This is a genomic window from Nonomuraea antimicrobica (assembly GCF_039536965.1).
Classification (GTDB): domain Bacteria; phylum Actinomycetota; class Actinomycetes; order Streptosporangiales; family Streptosporangiaceae; genus Nonomuraea; species Nonomuraea antimicrobica.
This window is the reverse complement of sequence record NZ_BAAAZP010000211.1, coordinates 25,516-46,954: the sequence shown is the minus strand read 5'-3', so window position 1 is coordinate 46,954 and position 21,439 is coordinate 25,516. Positions and strand designations below refer to the sequence as shown.

21 protein-coding genes and 2 pseudogenes are annotated in these 21,439 nt (G+C 66.5%); 13 read left to right on the top strand and 10 right to left on the bottom strand.

Translation table 11 applies throughout. The annotated features are described in order from the left end of the window. Positions 1-245 precede the first annotated feature (245 nt). The gene (locus tag ABD844_RS45750; RefSeq protein WP_344893743.1) at positions 246-1,202 is read left to right on the top strand and encodes an integrase core domain-containing protein; all 957 of its coding nucleotides are present in this window, start codon (positions 246-248) and stop codon (positions 1,200-1,202) included. A 63-nt stretch (positions 1,203-1,265) separates the two neighbouring features. Here the strand turns inward: ABD844_RS45750 and ABD844_RS45745 are convergent, their stop codons facing one another. Next, positions 1,266-1,400 (bottom strand): hypothetical protein, encoded by a 135-nt coding sequence (locus ABD844_RS45745; RefSeq protein ID WP_344893740.1) that lies wholly within the window; start codon positions 1,398-1,400, stop codon positions 1,266-1,268. A gap of 311 nt (positions 1,401-1,711) precedes the next feature. After that, entirely contained in the window at positions 1,712-2,035 is a 324-nt protein-coding gene (locus ABD844_RS45740) for a transposase (protein ID WP_344893737.1), read from the bottom strand. 9 nt (positions 2,036-2,044) lie between these two features. Here ABD844_RS45740 and ABD844_RS45735 point away from each other — a divergent pair, with 9 nt between their 5' ends. Next, entirely contained in the window at positions 2,045-3,250 is a 1,206-nt protein-coding gene (locus ABD844_RS45735) for a phosphotransferase family protein (protein ID WP_344893734.1), read from the top strand. A gap of 704 nt (positions 3,251-3,954) precedes the next feature. Then, positions 3,955-4,339 (top strand): annotated as a pseudogene (locus tag ABD844_RS45730) (transposase family protein); the annotation flags it as partial. Positions 4,340-4,478: 139 nt separating this feature from the next. Here the strand turns inward: ABD844_RS45730 and ABD844_RS45725 are convergent. Then, complete coding sequence (locus tag ABD844_RS45725) at positions 4,479-4,844, bottom strand: RICIN domain-containing protein (protein WP_344893728.1); 366 nt, start codon at positions 4,842-4,844, stop codon at positions 4,479-4,481. 622 nt (positions 4,845-5,466) lie between these two features. Here ABD844_RS45725 and ABD844_RS45720 point away from each other — a divergent pair. Next, positions 5,467-5,979: an RICIN domain-containing protein gene (locus ABD844_RS45720; protein WP_344893725.1), complete on the top strand. Its 513-nt coding sequence runs from the start codon at positions 5,467-5,469 to the stop codon at positions 5,977-5,979. A gap of 319 nt (positions 5,980-6,298) precedes the next feature. Here the strand turns inward: ABD844_RS45720 and ABD844_RS45715 are convergent, their stop codons facing one another. The 3 genes from ABD844_RS45715 to ABD844_RS45705 form a co-directional block, all read right to left on the bottom strand. Beyond that, positions 6,299-6,631 carry an integrase core domain-containing protein gene (locus tag ABD844_RS45715; RefSeq protein ID WP_344893722.1) on the bottom strand — a complete coding sequence of 111 codons (333 nt, stop codon included), beginning with the start codon at positions 6,629-6,631 and terminating at the stop codon, positions 6,299-6,301. A 155-nt stretch (positions 6,632-6,786) separates the two neighbouring features. Beyond that, the gene (locus ABD844_RS45710) at positions 6,787-7,053 is read right to left on the bottom strand and encodes a hypothetical protein (protein WP_344893719.1); all 267 of its coding nucleotides are present in this window, start codon (positions 7,051-7,053) and stop codon (positions 6,787-6,789) included. A 12-nt stretch (positions 7,054-7,065) separates the two neighbouring features. Beyond that, a complete protein-coding gene (locus ABD844_RS45705) occupies positions 7,066-7,686 on the bottom strand; it encodes a TetR/AcrR family transcriptional regulator (protein WP_344893716.1) in 621 nt (206 codons plus the stop codon). 78 nt (positions 7,687-7,764) lie between these two features. Between ABD844_RS45705 and ABD844_RS45700 the strand changes: the two genes are divergently transcribed. The 3 genes from ABD844_RS45700 to ABD844_RS45690 are packed head-to-tail and all read left to right on the top strand — an operon-like array spanning position 7,765 to position 11,526. After that, the gene (locus tag ABD844_RS45700) at positions 7,765-9,126 is read left to right on the top strand and encodes an FAD-dependent monooxygenase (protein WP_344893713.1); all 1,362 of its coding nucleotides are present in this window, start codon (positions 7,765-7,767) and stop codon (positions 9,124-9,126) included. 1 nt (position 9,127) lies between these two features. Beyond that, positions 9,128-10,324 carry an FAD-dependent oxidoreductase gene (locus ABD844_RS45695; RefSeq protein ID WP_344893710.1) on the top strand — a complete coding sequence of 399 codons (1,197 nt, stop codon included), beginning with the start codon at positions 9,128-9,130 and terminating at the stop codon, positions 10,322-10,324. 23 nt (positions 10,325-10,347) lie between these two features. After that, positions 10,348-11,526, top strand: a complete 1,179-nt coding sequence (locus ABD844_RS45690) for an FAD-dependent oxidoreductase (RefSeq protein ID WP_344893707.1) — start codon at positions 10,348-10,350, stop codon at positions 11,524-11,526. A 172-nt stretch (positions 11,527-11,698) separates the two neighbouring features. Here the strand turns inward: ABD844_RS45690 and ABD844_RS45685 are convergent, their stop codons facing one another. Further along, positions 11,699-12,610, bottom strand: coding sequence for an MFS transporter (locus ABD844_RS45685; protein WP_344893704.1), 912 nt, complete (start codon positions 12,608-12,610; stop codon positions 11,699-11,701). A 609-nt stretch (positions 12,611-13,219) separates the two neighbouring features. Here ABD844_RS45685 and ABD844_RS45680 point away from each other — a divergent pair. Together ABD844_RS45680 and ABD844_RS45675 are read left to right on the top strand one after the other, a co-directional pair. Continuing rightward, positions 13,220-13,585: an acyl-CoA synthetase family protein gene (locus ABD844_RS45680; protein ID WP_344893701.1), complete on the top strand. Its 366-nt coding sequence runs from the start codon at positions 13,220-13,222 to the stop codon at positions 13,583-13,585. Between the two features lie 182 nt (positions 13,586-13,767). After that, complete coding sequence (locus ABD844_RS45675; RefSeq protein ID WP_344893698.1) at positions 13,768-15,087, top strand: MFS transporter; 1,320 nt, start codon at positions 13,768-13,770, stop codon at positions 15,085-15,087. A 135-nt stretch (positions 15,088-15,222) separates the two neighbouring features. Here ABD844_RS45675 and ABD844_RS53485 read toward each other — a convergent pair whose 3' ends face one another. Then, positions 15,223-15,888, bottom strand: coding sequence for a helix-turn-helix domain-containing protein (locus tag ABD844_RS53485; RefSeq protein WP_425568767.1), 666 nt, complete (start codon positions 15,886-15,888; stop codon positions 15,223-15,225). 320 nt (positions 15,889-16,208) lie between these two features. Further along, entirely contained in the window at positions 16,209-16,385 is a 177-nt protein-coding gene (locus tag ABD844_RS45670) for a hypothetical protein (RefSeq protein WP_344893695.1), read from the bottom strand. Between the two features lie 272 nt (positions 16,386-16,657). Between ABD844_RS45670 and ABD844_RS45665 the strand changes: the two genes are divergently transcribed. Beyond that, a complete protein-coding gene (locus ABD844_RS45665) occupies positions 16,658-17,701 on the top strand; it encodes a hypothetical protein (RefSeq protein WP_344893692.1) in 1,044 nt (347 codons plus the stop codon). 532 nt (positions 17,702-18,233) lie between these two features. Here the strand turns inward: ABD844_RS45665 and ABD844_RS53480 are convergent. Further along, positions 18,234-18,638: pseudogene (locus tag ABD844_RS53480) on the bottom strand (AfsR/SARP family transcriptional regulator); the annotation flags it as partial. 36 nt (positions 18,639-18,674) lie between these two features. On the opposite strand from ABD844_RS53480, the gene ABD844_RS45660 reads away from it, so the two are divergent. The 3 genes from ABD844_RS45660 to ABD844_RS45650 all read left to right on the top strand — a co-directional run bounded on the left by ABD844_RS45660 (position 18,675) and on the right by ABD844_RS45650 (position 21,410). After that, complete coding sequence (locus ABD844_RS45660) at positions 18,675-20,273, top strand: FG-GAP-like repeat-containing protein (protein WP_344893689.1); 1,599 nt, start codon at positions 18,675-18,677, stop codon at positions 20,271-20,273. Between the two features lie 110 nt (positions 20,274-20,383). After that, entirely contained in the window at positions 20,384-20,596 is a 213-nt protein-coding gene (locus ABD844_RS45655; protein WP_344893686.1) for a hypothetical protein, read from the top strand. A 25-nt stretch (positions 20,597-20,621) separates the two neighbouring features. Next, on the top strand, positions 20,622-21,410 hold the full coding sequence (locus ABD844_RS45650; protein WP_344893683.1) for a hypothetical protein: 789 nt from the start codon (positions 20,622-20,624) through the stop codon (positions 21,408-21,410). Positions 21,411-21,439 lie beyond the last annotated feature (29 nt).

The window sequence follows — 21,439 nt, the reverse complement described above, 5'->3', positions numbered from 1 at the left end:
GAGCCACCGATGCTGGCTGAAGAATCTGCGATCTGCATCATTAAGTCAGAAACGCCTCAGTCGCCCTTACCTGTAGCGCGTCAAAATACAGCCACGACGGGCGCTGACCTGCGGTTAGACGGGGTCCGTCCCCGCAGAAAAGATCGCGTCTTGTGCTTGTCCGTCTGCTCTATCTGATCGCGCTCCGGGTGTTCGGCTGGCTGATGTTGCTGGGCCGCGGTGAAGTGTCGTAGGACACGGAGATCATGGTGTTGCGTCACGAGGTGGCGGTGCTGCGGCGTCAGGTCGGACGCCCGAAGCCGGACTGGGCCGATCGAGCCGTTCTCGCGGCGCTGGCCCGGTGGTTGCCGTTGGCGCTGCGCGCTCATCGGCTGGTCACTCCGGCGACATTGCTGGCATGGCATCGTCGCCTGTTGCGACGGGCCTGGCCCTACCCGCATCGGCCCGGGCGTCCAGGAACGAGCCGGGAGATCCGGGACCTGATCATTCGCCTGGCGCGGGAGAACCCCGGATGGGGCCATCGACGGGTGCACGGGGAGTTGACGCGGCTTGGCTTCCAGGTCAGCGGGGCGACCGTGCGGCGCATCCTGCGCTCGCGCCGTTTCGGGCCGGAGCCCCGACATCTCGACACCTCCTGGCGGACCTTCTTACGGTCGCAGGCTAAAGGGCTTCTGGCTTGCGATTTCTTCCACGTTGACTCGATCTTTCTGAAGCGCTTGTACGTGTTGTTCGTGATGGAGGTTCGCACGCGACGGGTGCACGTCCTGGGCGTGACCCGCCATCCGACCGGGGCGTGGACCGCTCAGCAGGCCCGCAATCTCCTGATGGACCTCGGCGAGCGGGCAGGGTCGTTCCGCTTTCTCATCCGAGATCGGGATGCCAAGTTCACCACCGCCTTCGATGAGGTGTTCACCGCCGTGGGTATCACGGTGTTGAAGACGCCGCCGCGGACACCGAGGGCCGAGCGCTGGGTCCGAACGGTGCGCGCCGAGTGTACCGACCGCGTGCTGATCTATGGCGAACGTCACCTGCGCTCGGTCCTGAACGAATATGTCGATCACTACAACGAACATCGGCCGCGTCAGGCTCGTGGGCAACGGCCACCCGATCATGATGAGCATGTGGTGGTGCCGATGGAAGGCCGGATCGAACGCCGCAAGGTGCACGGAGGAGTGATCAACGAGTACCGCCGAGCCGTCTAGCTCGACTGGTGAACCCCCAGATCAACCCACGTGCGCGGGTTTGACGCGCTACAAGATCGCGGCTTAGGCGGTCTTCCACTCCTCCTGGAGTTGCCGCCGGGTTATCCCGTGGTGCCGCTCCAACTCTTGGTGGATCCGGCGGGTCTGGCGCAGCAGGTCCTCGTAGGTCGCTGCGGCCGAGTCCGGTGTCTCCTTCATGGCTGCCACGTTGCCACCCTCTGTTCCGCCACGCTGGTCAGATCTCTCTCCGGCGTGCAGCCAGGTCGTCCTCGGCGGCATTCGGGTCGCGCAGGTCGCGGATGGCGCCGGGCGAGAGGTCGGGCATGGCGAAGGTGTAGGTGTCATGGACGCCGAGGTGGGAGTGGACGACTGTCCTTTTCTCCCATATGGCTGGCGTTATCTCCCCCACCTCGGGGCTCGCTATCGCCAATGAGCGTTCGGTTGTTCCCGATGGGCCGTTCCCCGGAACATTGGCCGCTACGTCGGAGACCTTGCTGGCTAACTCGCCTTCAAGCGGTTAATGCGAGTTCTGTCAGTTCAAGACGGGCGAGATGGCTGGTTCGGCCTCGATCGAGGCTGCGGCCGTTCCACCAGGCGTCCAAGCGGGTCAGGTTGAGGGCGACGGCTGAGAAGACCTGTTCGAGGTGGACCTTGGCGATGCCTCGGTAGCGGGCGCGGCGAAGATCGGTGGCCACGATGGCCTGGCGGAATGTGTCCTCGACTCCAACGCGGATCTTGTGTTTTGCCCGGCGGCTCAGGCGAGAGATACGGGTGGTCCCCCAGAGCGCGGGCGCACCTGAAATCGTTCGCCGAATCCTGCTGGTGGCCCACACACTGGCGGTGTGGAAAGAACCGTGACCGCCCTGGTCACCTGTGGTGACAAGTATGTCGGCGTCGTCGGCCCGTTCCCGGTTGCGGTCCCGTGGTGGGCGATGGTCGAGCCGGTGGTCGAGTATCTCGAAGCCGTGCTGGGCGGGCCCGTCGTGGTCCTGCGCCTGGTGAGCGTCGAAGGCGGCGACCCGCCGCGCGGCGGCCACGTGACCTATCACGCCGAGTTCCTCGGCGATCCCCGGCGCGCTACGTCGCCTGCCGTTAAGAGTCCTTCCCCGAGCGTCCCGGCTGATCTGCTGGACATCCAGACAGGGCGTTCCGCGTGGGCCACGCCCCACGGCGTACGAGACGCTCTGGCCTGGGCCGGTGACGCGCTCCGCGCTGCCGGACGACCCGCGCTCGGCCCGGCCCGGCAGGTCAAGACGTGGAACCTCGCGGGGCTGTTTCGCATCCCGACGCTCGACGGCCCCGTCTGGTTGAAGATCACGCCGGAGTTCGCCGCCGACGAAGGCAGCGTGATGGCGGCGCTCGCCGAGGCCGACCCTGCGATCGTGCCGACCGTGGTCGCCGTCGACCCGGCCAGCCGCCGGGTCCTGCTCGATCACGTGCCGGGCGAGGACTGCTGGAACGCCTCACCCGATGTCATCCGTACGACCATCACCCGTTTCGTCGCCGCCCAGGCGGCCGCCACCCCTCCTGCAGGACTGCCCCGCCGTACGCCGGAGGGCCTGGCCGAGCGCGTCGACGAGGTGATCGACCGAACGGACCTTACGTCTGAGGAACGAGAAAAAGCCCGGCGGCTCGTCCACGTCCTGCCCGCTCTGGTCGCCGAACTCAACGCGTGCGGATTACCCGAAACCGTCGTGCACGGCGACTTCCATACAGGCAACTGGCGCTCGAACGGCGGGACCGCCGTCGTCCTTGACTTCGCCGACGCGCACGTCGGCCATCCCGTCCTGGACGGCCTGCGCACCCGGATGTTCATGTCCGAGGCCGACTGGCACCTGCCGATCACGACCTGGATCGACGCGTGGCGCAAGCACGCGCCCGGCTCAAATCCGGCCCGAGCCCTCGAACTCGCAGAGCCCTATCAGCACCTGTTCTACGCGGTCCGCTACCAGGAGTTCCTCGACGGCATCGAGCTCAGCGAGCGTGTCTACCACGACGGCGATCCTGTCGGTGAACTCCGAAAAGCCCTCCGCGCTATCCGTCCTTGAACGGTGTGAGCACATCTGATCCCGCAGCAGCACCGCGAGCTGACCGTCCATAATTGACCCGATTCCGCAGGCTCCGACTCTCCTGACCACCGATTCCGCCAGCAGTCCAGCATGTTGCGGAGACATATCGACGCCGCGTCGGCCGACCAGGAATGTTTGGCTATGAATGCCGGCTGCCATCTGCTGCCGCAGCCCTGCGGATTCGGCTCAGCAAAATCGCCAGGGTGCTTGCCTTCCTACCTCCACACGGGCGAACGTGGTCACGTGCGCGGACACTTCCCCTCATCTCCCGATCAGCGGGCAGGGTGAGCATCGTTCCGCAGCAAGGCCCGACAAGGAGTGCCACGGCCGCAACTTGGCGCGTACCTATCCACCTCTGCAGATCAGCAGCATGAGTGCCTGCTTGCAAACGGGAGCCAGTCACAACGCAGAGAAGTCCCCTTCCCTGGCCAAGCGATAGATGGGGACCGAAGGCGTGTGATCGTGTAATACTCCGTTGCTGTACGCCCTTGCTGTCGGGCCAAAAGAGAGCGGAGGACGCCACCTTCACCGCGCTAAGGCCGATCGCCACGGCCGCGAGCACCATTCCCGCTACTGATGTACTGCGGTTGGACACCATAGTGATCGTGGCTTGCTTCCGCACCCCCGGCCATGCCAACGCCGCCGCAGCAGCCCCAAGCGCGGGGCCGCGTCGCACAGCCGCCGCCACACCTGCGGGGATGCCGATCCTGTGGGCGCTGGCCAACCCGAAGATCGGCGAGCGGGAGGTGCTGACCGCGATGCTCGAGATCGACGCCGACCTGATCGCCGAGCGCGAGGACATCCTGCTCATCTCGGATAAGGGCTTCGCCTCCAAGCCCTTTGAGAAGGACCCGGCCGAGCAGGGCATCGAACTGCTGCGTCCCTCACGCAAGCGAGAGAAGCAGCGCTACGGCGAGCCGATGCTCAAGAAGGTCCAGCCAGCTCATCGAGTCGGTCAACGACCCTCTCAAAGGGCAACTCGACGTTGAACAACACGGAGGGCGAACCTTCGAGGGCGTGGCCATCCGGGTCGCTCAGCGCATCCTGGCAATGGCCGCAGCGATCTAGCACAAAAACAAGACCGGAGCCCCGATCACCCGCTCGCTGATCGTCTACGACCACTGATCACATCGGACTTACTCGTTAAGATGTCGCCTCGATCAGAATCTGGCTCTGCACCACAAATCCATGATCCGAGGGGCACGCCTTAGAGCATACGCTGTGCCCAGTACTGCTCAAGGCCGTCGCCTTTCTGCCACTGGATGACCGGCGCGCCATTCTTGTCACTGCCCCTGCCCACGGCCAGCCACAGGCCGCTGTGCACGTTCTGGATGCGCCAGCCGTCATTGGCGCCCTCCGAAACCTTTCGCCAAAGTTGCTCCTGGCCACCGTCGCACGCCCAGTGGATCGCGGCTGCGCCGGCGGCCTTGCTGGAGCTACCGATGGCCAGGCACTTGTCGGGTCCTATGGCGTTGAAGTTGACCAGTTCGAACAAGGCCAGCTTCGCGGTGCCGACCGATGCTGTGCCGCCGCCGGTAAGCGACGTTACCGTGGCCGTCACACCGACCGTCATGGTGATCGTTACCTGCCGCAGGAATCCGTTCGCAGGTTGACACTTTCGCTGCATTCCTGGCTACCAAGGAAACATCCACCCGGCGTGGATGGACGGCCAGGATTTTCTCGTCTGAAATGCCGTCCGTCCACATGAAGGGCATGACCTGATCGCTAACAGTAGGTTGCTCCGGAGCGTCGGCAGGGCAATCCCGGGCTCGACTCACCACCGGAGAGGAGGGGTTGCTCTCGCCCCTATAACGGACAGGCGCCGTCCGCTATCCGCCCTACCTTCGGCCGCCACGATGAGAAACACAACGACATCCACATCGTGGAAGCGAGTGAGAACAACCCCAAGGGCGTCAAGTCGTAACCATCACGGGGCGCCCAGGCAGGCTGGGCTGGCATGATATCCGATTCACTATCGAGGATCGGCTCCTACCGATATTGGACGGCGAGCGGTGAGGGTGATCTACTTCGACCGCTACAGCTTCTGAGGCGAAGAGCTCGCCGTACAGTTCCGTGCCCACTTTCGCCGACATTCGGCTGAGGATGGCACCGGGCCGTCGCCGGGACGACATTTTCTCTTCACTCAAAGTTTATCCGCAGAAGTCAGACCATTCAATTGATCGGAAGGGTGTCCTGTGAACAAGATTTTCCGGAAGACCTCCATCGCCATGGCGGTTGGTGTGGTCGCGTCAGTGACGTCGCTTACTGGCACGGCATCGGCCAGCGCCGCCACGTTCGAACTGCTCAACTACAACGGTTGGGCGCCCGAACTGTGCCTGGCCATCGCGGGCGGCAGCAAGGCCAATGGCGCACGCGCCATCCAGTGGGGGTGCAATGGGGGCAACGAGCAGCGTTGGTACTGGAGCGGCACGAGGCTCGTCAACGCCAATAGCGGTAAGTGCCTGGCCATCGGTAACGCCAGCAAGGTCGCCGGTGCAGCCGCGATCCAGTGGGAGTGCGGGGATGGCGCGGAGCAGCGTTGGCGGAAGGTTTCGATGGGCGCCGGTGAAGGCTGGGGCTTCCAGAATTACAACAGCAACAAGTGGCTGGCTGTGCCCAACAGCAGCCAGGCGAACGGTACGCCGGTCATCCAGTGGCATGCCAGCCAGAACCAGGACCAGAACTGGGCGATGCGTATGCACGGCTAGGGTCGCGCCATTCATCTGAACGAGAATTTGACATCGCAGTGTCCCCGCGAGCGCGGACACTGCGATGTTTCACGTACGAGGCAAGATGAAGAGTGTGATCATCCGGCGGCCCCATCTGGTCGATGGCACCCATGGGACAACCCTGCTGGAAGGCGCTTCATTCGCCAGGGGGTAAGCTTCAAGGTTCGGTGTCACAGGTCAGCTACGCGTTGAGCCGCGTAACAGGCCAGACGACCGCGATGACGGCGGTGGCTCCTGAAGGGTGTCAAAACTAGGCCCAAAGCCCTGACCTGCGTATTTCATGACTGCACCCCGTTGGTCAGCCAGCTCGCTGGTACTCGCTGATCAGCCCGCCGAGGACGTGACGGCGCTCGATCCGGCCCGCCGGCAGCGGAATCACGTCAGACCCGGTGGGCGCTCGAAGGCCGAGGGAGTGGTGTGGCCGGTGCCGATTGTAATGATCGGCATATTCGTCCAGCACAGTACGAAGGTGCGGCTCGTCGAAGATCAGCAGCCTGTCGGTGCACTCCGCGCGTGCGGTGCGGACCCATCGCTCGGCGAACGCGTTCGCGCGAGGCGACCGCGGCGGGACCTTCAGCACGTGAATGTCGTCGCCTGCGAACACCTCCTCGAAGCTGTCGGTGAACTTCATGTCCCGATCCCGGATCAGAAACCGGAACGTCCCGGCTGGTCGTTCAGATCGGCGAGAAGGTTACGGGCGTGCTGGGTAACCCTGCGCCTGCCGAAAATTACATCCGCCCGGGTCATGACCCTGAGAGGGCTTCGCGTGGCATGCGCAAGCTCCGGTCACCAGAGGCAAACGCGTGCGGCATGACGATCGGCCGTGCTCCTTCGCCTGGCCTGTCTCACGGCCACGAACACCTCGCCGCGCTGCGGTTGCTGCCCATGAGCGATCGGGACAAGGATGTCGAGATTCTCGCCCTGAGTCACCAGATCACCGTCCTTGAACGACGAACTCGGCACCGACACCAGAGTCAGATCCGCACCTGAAGGCCGGCCCTTCTCGCCGCTCTCCTGACCTCGCTGCCCCACGAACGGCCATCGGCTGATCATCCGCTCGACGGCTCATCCCGGAGCCAGGTCCTTTCGTGCGCTCTGAAAGGTCTCGCCGTCAAGCAGGCTCTGCACGATCGGCCCAGCCCATACGACGATGTCGTCGTGGTCGGCCGAGGCGACAGGGGCGACGCGCATGCCGTACCTGGCGATCGCCAGTCCCATGAGCTGAGCGGTGATGAGAGCGGCGCGCATCGCGCGGTCGGGACCATCGATTCTCTCTGCGATCTGCGCGGTGAACTCCCTGTCGATGAACTCGCGCAGCATCTGCGCCGACGGACCGTGGCTGCCTGCGGACATGGTCAGGGCGAGGATCGGCTCCAGGCTCGTGGTCGCGTCCCACAGTTGGAGGAAGCGCCGGACCAACTCGGCGCCGACTCCGGCGCTGCCATGGGCGAGCAGGGCGGTGACCGGCTCGCGTGGGCTGCCGGGCGCCTGCAGCGCGGCGGCGAACAGCTTGTCCTTGCCACCGAAGAAATAGCTGATCATCGAAGGGTCCACGCCGGCGTCCGCGGCGATGGCGCGCACGGTGGCCTTGTCGTAGCCGTCGCTGGCGAAGCGGGTGCGTGCGGCTTCGAGGATCTTGCGGCGGCTCTCCATGCCGCTGCGCCACCGGCCTGATCGTGCACTCATGACGCGATCCTACATTTTCTCCAACAGGCGTTGAAGTATGTCGCCGATCTGGCTATATTCTCCAACGGGTGATGAAGAATGGATGTGCTGATCGTCGGCGGCGGCTTGAGTGGGCTGACCGTGGCGGCTCTCCTCAGCCAGGTTGGTGTGACGTGTTTGGTGGTGGAGCGCGAGCGGGAGATGCCCAGAGCGCCGAGGAACCACCGACTCAATCCGCGCACCATGCAGGTGCTGCGTGGAGCGGGGTTGGAGGAGCCGGTTCGCGACATCGAGCTGGGGCGCGAGAGCGGCGGCCTGATCGTGGCCGACACGGTCACGGGCTCGGCGAGCGCTCGCTTGCTCTCGCCGTGGGACCCGATACCCCCGTCCGTCAGCGAGGTGCCCGTGTGCACCTGCAACGAGCGGGAATTGGCGGCGGTCATGCGTACCCAGGCGCGTGAACGCGGCGCCGAGGTGCGGCTGGGCGTCACGCTGACCGGCTTCGAGGCCAGTCCGGGCCGAGTCACGGGCGTGCTGGACGACGGCACGACGGTCGAGGCTCGCTACCTGATCGCGGCCTCCGGTTCCGCCCTCAGGGATGCGGCCGGGGTGTCCGCGCACGGGCCCGGCAGGCTCGGCCGCCAGCTCACCATCAGCTTCCGTGCTGACCTTGACCTGTGCGACGGCTATGTGCTCGGCAGCGTGAACGGGCTGCTCCTGCCGGAGGAACCAGGGATATTCGGGCTCACCGTGCCGATGACCGGCCTCACGACGGAACAGTGCGCGGAGCTGATCAGAACCGCGATCGGGCGTGCGGATCTACCCGTCGAACTGGTCGGTCTCGAGCCGCTCGAGATCGCGGCCGAGATCGCCGACCGGTTCGTATGCGGGCGCGTGCTGCTGCTGAGCAAGTCCGCATACGTGTCGCCGCCCACACCCGGTCTGATCGGTAACGCGCGCATCCAGGACGCGCACAACCTCGCATGGAAGCTCGAATTGGTCCTGTCGGGCGAGGCGGGGCCGGGCCTGCTCGACACCTATGACACCGAGCGCAGGCCGCTGGCGGAGTTGACCGTGCGCGACGGGCTGAGCAGGCTCCCTGCGCACATGACCGCGCCCACCGTGACCGCCGAGGCGCTGACGGTGGATCGCCTGACGTTCGAGCTGGGCTACCGCTACGGCACCGGCGACCCGTTCGAAAATCCACGTAGGCCCACACGGCAGCCGGGCGGCATGGTGCCGCATTTCGACCTGTCGGCCCGCTCGTTCGTCCTTCTCGCCGACGGCGACGAACAGCGCTGGCGCGCGGCCGCCGACCCGCTCGGCGTCGAGGTACGCGCGGGCGGCGGCGGAGCGGAGGCGCTGCTCGTGCGGCCCGACGGCTTCGTCGCGTGGCGCTCCACCGAACCCGGCCACCTCACCCAGGCGCTGGAGCGCCTCCTCCACAGAGAAGGGTCTTGACATGAACGAACCCCTGCGCGTGCTCATCGCGGGCGCCGGCCTGGGCGGGCTCTGCCTGGCCCAACGACTGCACCAGGCCGGCGTGGACGTGCTGGTCCTCGAACGCGACGCCGGGCCGTACAGCAGAGCCCAGGGCCATCGCGTCCACATCGACCAGCGCGGGGAGGACGCGCTCCGCGCCTGCCTGCCCGGACCGCTTTTCGAGCTGTATCAGGCCACGCGCGGTCAGCCGAGCGAGCGGATGATGCTGATCAACGCCGAAGGCGCGCGGCTCCAGGAGGTCCCCCTGCCCGCACTCCCCGACGGCACCTCGATCATCAGGACGGGCAGGGCGGTCAGCAGGAACACCCTGCGCGAGATCCTGCTCGGCGGCCTGGACGGCGTGGTGCGCTTCGGCAAGGCGTTCACCCGCTACGAGCAGGACGGGGGAGGGCAGGTCCGGGCCTGGTTCGCCGACGGCACCAGCGAGAGCGGCGACGTCCTGGTCGGTGCCGACGGGATCGGCTCAGCCGTACGCGGTCAGCGCCTGCCGCAAGCGCGGGTGGAGGATCTGGAGATCCGGTGGATCGGCGGCAAGGGCCCGATCACCGGCGAGATCGAACGCTCGCTCCCGGACGGGCTCGAGCACGCCTTCGCGGCCGTGACGGGCATGGACCCCGCGATGATGATCGGATACATGCGGTTCGAGAACCAGCCGCGGCCCACCGCCGAACACCTGGCGCCAGACGTGCTCCTCACCGACACCGGCGACTTCGTCATGTGGGCGATCACCGTGCACCGCGACCGGCTCGACGCGTCCGACGCCCACCTGCCCGGACCCGAGCTGCACCGGCGAGCCCTCGACCTCACCGCGGACGCGCACCCAGCCATGCGACGGATCATCGAGCGATCATGGCCCGAGCAGACCTTCCATCTCTCCATCGGCACGACTCTCCCGATCCCGGCGTGGGTGAGCGACCATGTGACGCTCCTCGGCGACGCCGTCCACGCCATGCCACCCTCCCGCGGCTCCGGCGCCAACACCGCACTGAGCGACGCCGCTGACCTGGCCCGCCACTTGATCACCGTCCAACAGGGCAGCAGCACCCTGCTGGAGGCGATCAGCGCCTACGAGCGCGCCATGATCGAGCGCGGCTTCGCAGCTGTCGAGTCCTCGACGAGCGCGATCGAGGCAATCGCCCGGAAGATCATCAGATGAGCTGCATCGAGTCCACCGTCTGCGTGGCCGGCGGCGGCCCCGCCGGCCTGATGCTCGGCCTTCTGCTGGCCAGAGTTGCCATCCAGGTCACGGTGCTGGAAAAGCACGCCGACTTCCTGCGGGACTTCCGTGGCGACACCGTGCACCCCGCCACCCTGGAGGTCCTGGACCAACTCGGACTGGCCGACCGTTTTCACGCGCTGCCACATCGCAAAGTCCCGGCCATCGAAATGGTGCAGGGCGGCCGACGGATGGAGATGGCCGACTTCCGGCTGCTGCGCGTGCGGTTCCCGTACCTGGCGTTCATCCCCCAGTGGGAGTTCCTGAACCTGCTGGCCGAGGTTGGCGCCGGCCTGCCGACCTTCCGGCTCCTCATGCGGTCTCAGGCCCACGACCTCGTACGCGACGGCGGGCGGGTGGCCGGCGTGCGATTCCGCGATGCCGATGGCGAGCACGAGATACGGGCCCAGCTCACCGTCGGCGCGGACGGCCGCAACTCCGCGATCCGCATGGCCGCAGCCCTGCCCTCACGAGCCTTCGGCGCGCCCACCGATGTGGGGCTGTTCAAGATCAGCCGTCGTGCCGACGATCCGGACGAAGGATTGTGCATACGGGTCGGAGGCGGCTCCGTCCTGAGCCTGATCGATCGGGGAAGCTACTGGCAGGCCAGCTTCGAGATCACCAAGGGCACGGCGCCGTCCGGTATCGAGCACGTGAGAGAACAGGTGGCCGCGCTCGCCCCCTTCCTGGCCGACCGAGTGAGCGAGATCCACGAGCTCCATCGACTCGACGTACGCATCGACCTGCTACGCCGCTGGCACGCCCCCGGGCTCCTGTGCATCGGCGATGCCGCGCACGCCATGTCACCGATCGGCGGATTCGGCGTCAACCTCGCCATCCAGGACGCCGTCGCCACGGCGAACCTGCTGACGGTGCCCCTGTTGCACGCGCAACGACACGGCACGCCGATTCCACCGACCGTGCTGGCCGCGGTGAAACGGAGAAGACGACAACCGACTGTGGCGGCACAGACGTTGCAGCGGCTGATTCAGCGTTTCGGCATCGAACCGGCCATGAGGGGAGACCGGCTCCGTCAACCGATCGCGGGCTCACGCCTGGTTCGCCAGGCGATGGCGTACATGGTCGGGGTCGGCCTCCGGCCTGAACGCATCACATGCCTGCCCGGCTCCGCTGATCAGTGAGTCCAGCAACCGACAACGCCTGGCCCGCCGCTGGGAGGGCGGGTCAAGATGCAGCGCCCGCAGCGAAGCGATGGCGAACGATCTTGACGCGGGACGAGCCGCGGCGATCGTCGCAGCGTCGAGGAAGAGCCCCGACGACCAGCCAGGAGGCCATGAACCCTCGCCGAGCCGATCAACCAGTTCGCGCATGAGGAAACTGCCCCCCGAACGGCAACTGACGGCCTGGGAAGCACCTGAAATCCTGGGTCTCCTGGCCTGAAGTGGTCAGCGGAAGTCGGCGGCGTGGTCCCGCGCCCATTCTGCGAAGGTCTGTACGGGCCGTCCGGTGAGCTTTTCGACGATGACGGAGGTCTCGGGGGCGACCTCGGAGCCCGCCTCCCACGCGCGCATGATCGCCTCTACTCCCATCGCGGGCATCGTCCTGCCCAGGTCGGCCGGCGCCTGTTCGGGTGTGACCACCTCGATCGGGATCTTCCTGCCGCAGACCGCCCGGCGATCGGCGCTCGGGCGGCAGCGACTCCGGCACGCCCAGCCAGGTCGCGGCCAGCGACACGAGCCCGAAGACCGTTAGCGCGCAGAACACCGTACGCCACCCGGAAGCGCTCACAGTCACCCCACCCAGCAGCGGTCCGAGGACCGGCGCGACGCCGAGGATCATGGCCAGGATCGAGAAGTAGACCGGCAGCCGCGGCCCAGCGAAGCGGTCGGTCAGGACGGCACGCGCCAGCGCCAGCCCGGCCGCCCCCGCGCAGCCCTGCAGGAACCGGCCGGCCACCAGCAACGGCACGGTCGGCGCCAGCGTGCAGCAGGCCGACAGGATGGCGAAGGCGGCGGCGCCCGGCACCAGCAGCCGGCGCCGGCCCAGCCTGTCGCTCAGCGGCCCGATCATGAGCTGGCCGGCGACCAGGCCGACCAGGAAGACGCTCATCGACAGTTGCACCGCCGACCCGCTCGCGGCCGGCTCTCGTCCCAGTTCGGGAAAGCCGGGCACGTACATGTCGATGGCCAGCGGCGCCACGGCGGTGAGCAGGCTCAGGACAACCAGCAGCGGGCCCGGACGCCGGAGGGCGGTGCTGTCTGTCATGAGAACAAATGTAAACCGATGGTCAACCCGTTAACAATATGGCGGAAGGCATGAGCCGCAGCACCGAACGAGTTCGCGAGTTGTGGGCCGCGGCCCGGCCCGACTTCGACACCTCGCCGATGGAGGTGATCGGCCCGCTCGAACGCGTCATCGCCCTTCTGGACGAGGCATCGGATACGCCGATGCGGCACTCACCGGCTCGGAGCCCGATGCCTGCGGACCCTGCGCGGGCTCTTCGTCGGACGTCGAGGCGGAAGCCGTACAGGGGGTCTCGGCCGCTGCGACGATCCCCTCGCCTGGATGCCCCGGGAGCTCGGAAGCCGGGGGACAGGGGCATGTTTCCGCCTCTTGACAGGTGATGGGTGTTCTGGGTTACTTGGCGCACATTAACCGAACGTTCGGTCGTTATATCCCGTGGTGCAGACCACGCGCAGAGCCCATCCCGTCGTCTCTGCCTGCGCATTCGCTTGGGCGCAGTGGCAACGAAGGAGTCGCGATGAACTTCGCACATACAGCCCGGGCGGGGCCGGGACTCCGCCTCGGCGACCTGCTGGACGACGCTGAGCGTCTGACGCGCGAAGAACGACGAGGACCTCGAGTGACCCGGCTGTGGGCCACGCCGGGCACGCGTACGAGAACGCGGAGCTGTATCGGAAGAAGTTCGACGACGCCGTGGTCAAGCCCAATAGCTGCCGGTCCCCAGCCACCACCGAGGCCGACCTGCGAGATACCTACCCGTACGGCATGTTCGCCGTCCCCATGGACGAAGTCCACCGGGGCCGCAAAAGTGCGCATCTCTTGCGTGCTGTTCACCGGTGGCTCGGCGCTGCGCAGCGTGAGGCCGTCGAGCGTGCGATCGCCAAGGGCATCAAGGACGGGGTCGGCGTCTCCGTAGAGGTGAAGATCGTCGAACCCGAGACCCTCGAACGCTCCCCAGGCATGCTCCGCCGGGTCAAGGACCTGTGCGCGCACTGAGCCACCAGCTCACGCCGCCTTCTCTCACCACACCCGTTTCCTCACCTGCGTCCCCCCGAATTCGGCGGCGCGGTCTGTCGCGCTGCCTTCAGTTCCGCACGCGATACAGGGCTTCCCCTTCACCGACTCCTCGCGCGCCTCTCCCTCCGCACACCACGGCCACATCCCCCCAAGGAGCCATCATGTCCGTGCCCTCAGAAACGTCTGGAGCATCCAGCAAAGCCCCTGACCCGCGCGGCCTGCGCCGCGTCGTCGGCGCCAGCTTCATCGGCACCACCATCGAGTGGTACGACTACTTCATCTACGGCTCCGCGGCGGCGCTGATCTTCGCCAAGCAGTTCTTTCCGACTTTCTCTCCGGCCGCGGGCACCCTCGCCGCGTTCGCCACCTACTCCGTCGGCTTCCTCGCCCGCCCCCTCGGTGGCGTGATCATGGGCCACTTCGGTGACCGAGCCGGGCGTAAGGCCATGCTGGTGCTGTCCCTCATGGTCATGGGTCTGGCCACCGCCGGCATCGGCCTGCTGCCCACCTACGCCACAGCGGGGATCTGGGCACCGATCCTGCTGGTCGTGCTGCGGTTTGCCCAAGGCCTGGCTGTCGGCGGCGAATGGGGTGGGGCGGTGCTCATGGCCGTCGAGCACGCCCCGCGCTCTCGGCGCGGCTTCTACGGCAGCTTCCCCCAGATGGGCGTCCCCGGCGGCCTCATCCTCGCCAACCTCGTCTTCCTCGTGACCTCCAGCGCCCTCGGTGCCGAGGTCTTCGCCGACTGGGGTTGGCGTATCCCGTTCCTGGCGAGCCTGGTGCTGGTCGCGGTCGGCCTGGTGATCCGGCTCAAGGTCGAGGAGAGTCCGGACTTCGCCGAGCTGCGCAAGGGGTCGACCGCGGGCGAGCGGTCCCGCGTTCCCGTGGTGGAGGTGCTGCGCACGCAGTGGAGGGCGGTGCTGCTGGCCGGTGGCGGGTTCATCGGTACCAACGCCATCGGCTACATCTTCATGGTGTATGTCCTGTCCTACACCACCCAGACGCTCGGCCTTGGCCGGGACGACATCCTGCTGCTCGTCCTGATCGCCGCCGCCGTCTGGCTCGTGACGATCCCCTGGGCGGCGGCGTGGTCCGACCGGTACGGCCGTCGCAGGGTGTTGCTCGTCGGCTCCGCCGTTCTGCTGCTGTGGGCTGCCGTCTTCTTCCCGCTCATCGACATGGGGACGACGCCTGCCGTACTGGGCGCGCTGGTGGGGATGGGGATGGCCCTGGGCCTGGTCTATGGCCCTCAGGCGGCGATGTTCGCTGAGCTGTTCGCCGTACGGCTGCGCTACAGCGGAGTGTCGCTGGGCTACCAGATCGGGGCTGTCCTCGGCGGCGGCATCGCCCCGACGGTGGCCACCGCACTGTTCGCCACGGGGAACGGCACGTGGCCGATCACGGTCTACCTCACCGGGGTGGCGGCGCTCAGCCTGGCCTGCCTTGCCCTGCTGACCCGCAACGATGAGCAGGGCCGCTGACGAGCCTCCTCGGGCCGGTACCACTCGACGAGGGAGTCGGGCTCCGGCTCGCTTTCTGGGAGCTGGTAACGGTGGGTGGCCTGGACGTCAGTTCAGCAGCGTGCAGGACCCTGCTGGTCAACTCGTTTCAGGCGGTCAGAGCTGGTTCGAGTCGGGCCAGGTGGCTGGTGCGTTTCCGGTCCAGAGGCTGGCCGTTCCTGGGCGCTGGTGCAAAGAGTCCGCGCCGACAGGGGGCACACAGAACAAGGGAACGGTCTTGGGTCGCCGATCCTCCTTCGGGAGGGTCGGCGATTGCGTTCGTGAGAGCTTTGATCGCTGGCAAGTTGTCCTCCTTGACGGTGATGTGGATGAGAACTTCGTGGGTGTTGACGCGGTAGCGGAGTTCGAGGTTGAAGGCGTCGAAGAGTTCGCGTTGGAGGTTCTCGTCATCGCAGCCGATCGCTGTGGCAGTCCTCTTGCGACGGGTCCTGGCGGCCCAGTCGGTCTCGCAAGGCGCTGGCGCGCTGGGTGTATGTCGCGGATCACGTATGAGCGGTAGGCGTATGTGCGGACGCTCTGGAAGGTGACGCCGCGCCGGTGCAGCAGCCGGCGCAGGTGCTCGCGCCCGATGACGACCCTGCGGTCGCTGTGGCGGGCCAGGTGGTCGGGGAGCTTGCGTACGCTCCAGTGGGTGAACGGACGCCCCGGCCTGGCCGGGCGCGTGGTGGCCGTCTGGATGATGAACGCGATGTCCTCATCCGTGGTCAGACGGGGACGGCCTCCCGCCCTCCGAGGGGCCAGCGCGGCCGGCCCCCCGTTCATTGAAGGCATCGATCACATCGCGCACGGTGTCCTCATGCGTTGCCATCAGTCGCGCGATCCCGGAGCGGGAGTCCCGACGCCGACGCCATAATGATCAACGCCCGCCGCATCCGAATCGACTCGTGTCTGTCCCGGCGCACGATCTGCTGCGACCGGCGGCCTTCGTTCCCGCTCGACCGTCGTGCTCTGACCGGCTCTGCCACCCACACACCTCACCCTCGACGACAACCTGCTGCCATCGAGAGCGACCGATCAGCCTGCCACCGCGGATCCCGAGATCGATGCCTCACGCCACCCGGTGAACCTTCGTGGTCACCCCACTAGCCGAAGAGGATCGGGGTCACTCCGCCCAGCGCGGCGGTTCCAACAGTCAGCCCCACGAGCAGGGCCGCGGACGGGCCCTTGCCCGAACGTCGCGCGACGACAACCGCGGCTCCCCCCGTCAAAACCGCGGCGGCGAGGGCGATGATCGTTTTAATGATCACCATGGTGGACATGCTTAGCGAACCTCCAAGATCCAAGGCCATCCAAAATGACCGCTAGGTGCTCTTCCTGCGGATTTACTATCAGCAACGCAGTACGGACGGCCGACGGATGATCATTTCGGAGCAAAATGGATCTTGATGGATTGATTTGAAACAACATGGAACGGATCTGAGCGATATGAGCCGGGAACTATGAGCTCCTGATGCGCATGGGGCATTAATGTGGCCAGAACACTCGTGACGTACGAGACAATTGGTGCTTCGTCAACGGCGACGGACTATGGGTGGTGGTACACGAGGTGGACGCTCCTTCTCCCGGCGCTGCCCTCAGTCAGCTGAGCGCAGAACTTCGCAAAATCCACCAGAAGGCCGGCATGCCGACGTATCGGGACATCCTGAACGGCTGGCCGCCTCCTGGAGAGATGAGTGGCCCATCGCTTACTCGACTGTTGAAAGGTCAAGGTGTCAGGTTTCCGCGTTGGAAGACGGTCGCCGGCTTCGTCCACGTGTGCAGGGACACGCTCGCGGAGACGGGTGTGGACCCTGACGTTGAGATCGGCAGCATTGGATCATGGCACACCTATTGGAAGCAGTTAAACGATCTTCACCTGGGCAACGCCGACGAGTGCCCGGCTGTCCTCGACAATGAAGACGCGGGCGCGGGTCGTGACGTCGCTGGGCCGAACATCCATGGCCAACCCATAAGCCACGTGCCGAGACACGCGTCTGACGGGAGGCTCTGCTCCGCTCTCGATGAAATTCTTTTCAAGCGCTGGCTCGGGTATCGGGGGACGGAGCTGCTCGACTGGGTAGAGAAGCGGAAAGCCCTCCCGACTTTCGAGCTCGGCATTCTGTTGACTCTTCGAGGGCAGTCAGAGGGGTCGATATTCCTGGAAAGGGCCGCGTCTTTGGACTCGAGGCTCACGCTGAACCTGACGCTAAATCCCCCAGACAAGCTGTACGGCCGCATCCCCTCGGACATCTGTCACCGCGTGGGCACCGGTTATGCTTATGAAGGGCAAGCGGATTTGGCTCAGCAATGGCACGCCTACGCGAGGTCGCTCAACGGCATCCCCATGATCGGGATCCTGTCGCCCCCGGGTCGACATGCGGTCCCTGCGGATGTTCTCGATCTTCAGCCCGTTCGCCACGCTCCGCTCGATCCGAACAAAGTCCTCCAGATCGACACGGCTTATCACGAGGTCTATGACTGGACGCCGGAGCCCAAGGGGGACTGCGAGATCCTTCCGATGCCGCCACCACCTGCCGAGGAAACGGGAACGGCCGAGATATCCGTAGCACTGCAAAGCTCGTCACAAAGAAAGTGATCGCCCCATTACCTGATGGCTCTGCGCTCGGTGGCCGTTGTGAGCGCGACGAGGAAGAGGTGGCGAGGCGGAGAAGGCACAGGAGTTCAGCGCTTTCCGTTGGGTGCCGGCCGTTCCACAGGCGTGGATATGCAAGCCGCCAAGCACCCGCAGATGGACGAGCACCTCCTGGACCCTGACCGCTCTGATCCAGAGTTCCCGCGTTCTCGACACGCGGGTAGGCGCGTACTTCCCGAGCTTCCCTACAGTCGGCGACGTCGCCGGACCGCGCGAGGGTAGGGCTGTTGCGCGACAAGTAGTTGACAGCGGTTCCCAGCGCGGACTTCCCGATGCCGCCGGGCCCGTCGATCACGGTCACGGAGAAGCCCGCGCCCGCGTCGATCGCGGCGCGCAGATGCGCGACCTCGGCGTACCGGGCCGTGAACGCCGAGATGTCAGCGGGTAGTTCGGCGGGAACGATCGGCTCACCCATCGAGACTCTTTGCTCCGGGGCGCCCAGGTCGATGACGGGATCCTCGGCGAGCACGGCCTGCTGGAGCCTCCGCAGCTCCGCGCCCGGCTCCAGGCCCAGCTCCTCGATCATGACCGCGCTGGTAGACCTCCAGCGCGTCCATGCCCGCGAGGCCCGGTACAGGGCGAGCATCAACTGAGCCGCCGAGCGCTCACGCAGCGGATACGCGTTGACATGCGCGGCCAGTTCCCTCGCCACGGCGTCGTGGTCTCCAGCCCCAAGTCGCAGGTCGACGTGCTCCTCGAAGACGGCGAGCCGTTCGTCCTCCAGGCGCGCCGCCTCGACCCTGGCCCACAAGGCGCCAACCCCGCTCAACGCGGGGCCACGCCACAGGCCCAGCGCCCGGCGGAACAACGCGTCCGCGGTGGGCATCCCCTGCGCGCGGGCGGTACGGGCCCACCGCCGCGCAACCCACCCGGTGGACATACCGCCCGTATACCGGCGTTCCCTACCGTGCGGCCTATGAGATGGGTGAGATTCGGCGTGTGCGCCGGCCTGATAGCGATGTCGACGGTAGTGGCCGTCTCCGAGCCCGCAGAGCCCGCCGCGGCGCAGGCAAGCGGGCTGAGCCCGTATGACCAACTGGTCCTCTCGCACAAACCTGCGGCGTACTGGCGGCTGTCCCACCCATCGGCCGGTACGGAACTCGACCGGGCCGGCAACGGGTACAAGGGCACCTTCCGCGGCGTCACCAGCTCCGAACAGCTCCCCAACAGGGACGGCGCCGCCGTCTTCAACGGCACGTCGGGTTACTTCGAGGTGCCCAACGCCAACGCCTTCCACATATCCACCACCGGGAAGTTCACCGTGAAGGCGTGGATCAGGCCGCACGCCCTGAACTTCCCCGACGGGGAACAGGACGGCTACGTCTACTTCATGGGGAAGGGCACGAAGTCGAACGCGGGCGGCGACCAGGAGTGGGCCGGCCGCATGTACAACAAGTCTCACCCGGAACGCCCCAACCGCATCTCCGGCTACGCGTGGAACCCCGAGGGCGGATTCGGGGCCGGCGCCGCCTTCCAGCACCCGCTGACGGTCAACCAGTGGATCCACGTCGCGATCACGTTCGACACCTCTGAGGGCACATACGGGAAGGTGCGCATCTACAAGAACGGCGTGCTCTCCGGCTCCGACAACCTGGTCTACCGTCCGGGCCAGGAGGACGAGGTCATCGTCAAGCCCAGGCCCGGCTCGGCCCCCGTTCGGGTGGGCACCCGCAACTTCGCCTCCTATTTCAAGGGGGCGATCGGGAAGTTCGCGATGTACAACCGCGCGCTCACAGCGGCCGAACTCCGCTCGCACTACGCGGTGATGACCGGGGCGAACCAGGACTTCAACCGCGACGGGGTCGGCGACCTCTTCTCGACCGCCACCGGGACGCTGACCATCTGGAACGGCACGGGCACCAACAGTTTCACCTCCGCCACGCCCGTCGGGTCCGGCTGGAACGCCTACAGCCGACCGATCGCGGGCGACTTCAACCGAGACGGCCTCACCGATCTGGCCGCATCGAGGAAGGACGACCACACTCTGCACATCTGGAACGGCAAGGGCGCCGACAACTTCACCTCCGCCCAGCAACTCGGGGCGGGCTGGGCGCCGTACGAGGACACGTTGACCTCGCTTGGAGACATCAACCAGGACGGCAACGACGACATCGCGGCCGTCTACAACAGCACGCTGTACGTCTGGAACGGCAAGGGCGGGAACGCCTTCGGCCCGAAGACCGCCATCGGCCCGAACTGGGGCGCCTACACCCGGCCGATCGGCGGCGATTTCAACGGCGACGGGATCGGTGACCTGGCGGCGGTCAGGAAGGCCGATCACACCCTCTTCATCTGGAACGGCAAGGGCGCCAACAACTTCACCCCCGGCCAGGAAATCGGACCGGGCTGGCAACCGTACGAGAGCACGTTGATGACGCCCGGCGACATCAACCAGGACGGCATCACCGATCTCGCCGCCACGCACAACGGCACCCTGTACATCTGGAACGGCATGGGCGCCAACACGTTCGGGATCGCCCAGTCCCGCGGCTCGGGCTGGGCTGGGTATTTCTGAGTTCGCGTCTTGGCTTGATCTTCAACCTTCGCCGTCGGCCGACTCGGTGGACTGGGTGAAGGTTCAGCCGCTCGGGGGACGGCGAGACGGCCTTGGCGTGATCATGCGCGTTGCCGAAGACGCTGCCGATCACCGCCAAGGCCGTGAGGATGAGTGCGCTGAACGATGCTGCCAATGTCACGTCCCTGGCCGTGTTGTCCAGCCCGCATCAGGACCGACTACGGCTGCCTGCCCATTCTCGGCGGTTTCAGGTGGCGATCTGGTACTCGTTGATGAGCCCGTCGGCGCTGAGAGGCATGCCGGTCGGCTACTCTCACCCGTGATCATCCGCCCGGTGAGAGGCTGCCCGTGTTCCGTGCCCTGGCCGTCTTGGCCGCCGCCGCACCGCAGTTGTTATCCATCTTCATGCTCGAAAGCTGCGGCTGGTTCGCGTATGAAGTGATGGAGCCGGGGCCGTTGGAGATCGCCGTCTGGCGGACCGCCGGATACGCCAGTTTGCTGCTGCCTCTCGTGCTGGCGTTCCTCGCGCTCTGGACGCCTCGGCGGTTCCGGACGGTCGGCACGATCTTCGCGGCGGTGACGCTGGCGCTCAACGCGCTGACCCTCGTCGTCCCCTACACCACCCCCTGCGGCCGGAAAAGCGGCGAGTGGCTCGTGGTGGCCTGCCACGCGGTCGCCGTCGTCGCCCTGCTGCGGACCCGCCCGGGGCAGCAGGTGCCGAGGCCGCGGGCAGCCGTCTGGAGCGCCGTCGTGCTCCTCGTGCTCGGCCGCGCCTTGGTCCGGAACCACTCCTCCGACGGCGCCGTCGGCTGCTGGGCGGACCTGCAGGGCACCTGGGCCCAGACCATGATCCACCTCGACACTGCCGAGGCCCTCTACATCTGGGTCTGCCTGGCTGCTGTCGGAGCCGTGCTGGCCACCCATCGGAGCGCGCCGTTCGTCGGCCTGGTGCTCCTGGTGCCTGGATTGTTCCAGCCGATCGCCTGGGTGGTGTCGGACGCGACGCACGGTTGCTCCAGCACGTTCGAACTGTTCGCCTGGCCCTACCTGATCGCCGGAGCGCTGGCTCTGCTCTCCCAGGCTCGCCTGCCCGGCCGGGGTGATCCCGGGGCGACCCCGGAGCGGGACGAACGGTGATCTTGGTCGACACCGTTCCAGCAGGCGCT

Bases quoted from the DNA above. Each gene is read 5' to 3' on its own strand.
- ABD844_RS45695 (WP_344893710.1), top strand. From the start codon at position 9,128: ATGAACGAACCCCTGCGCGTGCTCATCGCGGGCGCCGGCCTGGGCGGG.
- ABD844_RS45710 (WP_344893719.1), bottom strand. From the start codon at position 7,053: ATGATCAGCCGATGGCCGTTCGTGGGGCAGCGAGGTCAGGAGAGCGGC.
- ABD844_RS45700 (WP_344893713.1), top strand. From the start codon at position 7,765: ATGGATGTGCTGATCGTCGGCGGCGGCTTGAGTGGGCTGACCGTGGCG.
- ABD844_RS53485 (WP_425568767.1), bottom strand. From the start codon at position 15,888: ATGAACGGGGGGCCGGCCGCGCTGGCCCCTCGGAGGGCGGGAGGCCGT.
- ABD844_RS45745 (WP_344893740.1), bottom strand. From the start codon at position 1,400: ATGAAGGAGACACCGGACTCGGCCGCAGCGACCTACGAGGACCTGCTG.
- ABD844_RS45705 (WP_344893716.1), bottom strand. From the start codon at position 7,686: ATGAGTGCACGATCAGGCCGGTGGCGCAGCGGCATGGAGAGCCGCCGC.
- ABD844_RS45660 (WP_344893689.1), top strand. From the start codon at position 18,675: ATGAGATGGGTGAGATTCGGCGTGTGCGCCGGCCTGATAGCGATGTCG.
- ABD844_RS45750 (WP_344893743.1), top strand. From the start codon at position 246: ATGGTGTTGCGTCACGAGGTGGCGGTGCTGCGGCGTCAGGTCGGACGC.
- ABD844_RS45725 (WP_344893728.1), bottom strand. From the start codon at position 4,844: ATGACGGTCGGTGTGACGGCCACGGTAACGTCGCTTACCGGCGGCGGC.
- ABD844_RS45685 (WP_344893704.1), bottom strand. From the start codon at position 12,610: ATGACAGACAGCACCGCCCTCCGGCGTCCGGGCCCGCTGCTGGTTGTC.
- ABD844_RS45670 (WP_344893695.1), bottom strand. From the start codon at position 16,385: ATGTCCACCATGGTGATCATTAAAACGATCATCGCCCTCGCCGCCGCG.
- ABD844_RS45715 (WP_344893722.1), bottom strand. From the start codon at position 6,631: ATGAAGTTCACCGACAGCTTCGAGGAGGTGTTCGCAGGCGACGACATT.
- ABD844_RS45675 (WP_344893698.1), top strand. From the start codon at position 13,768: ATGTCCGTGCCCTCAGAAACGTCTGGAGCATCCAGCAAAGCCCCTGAC.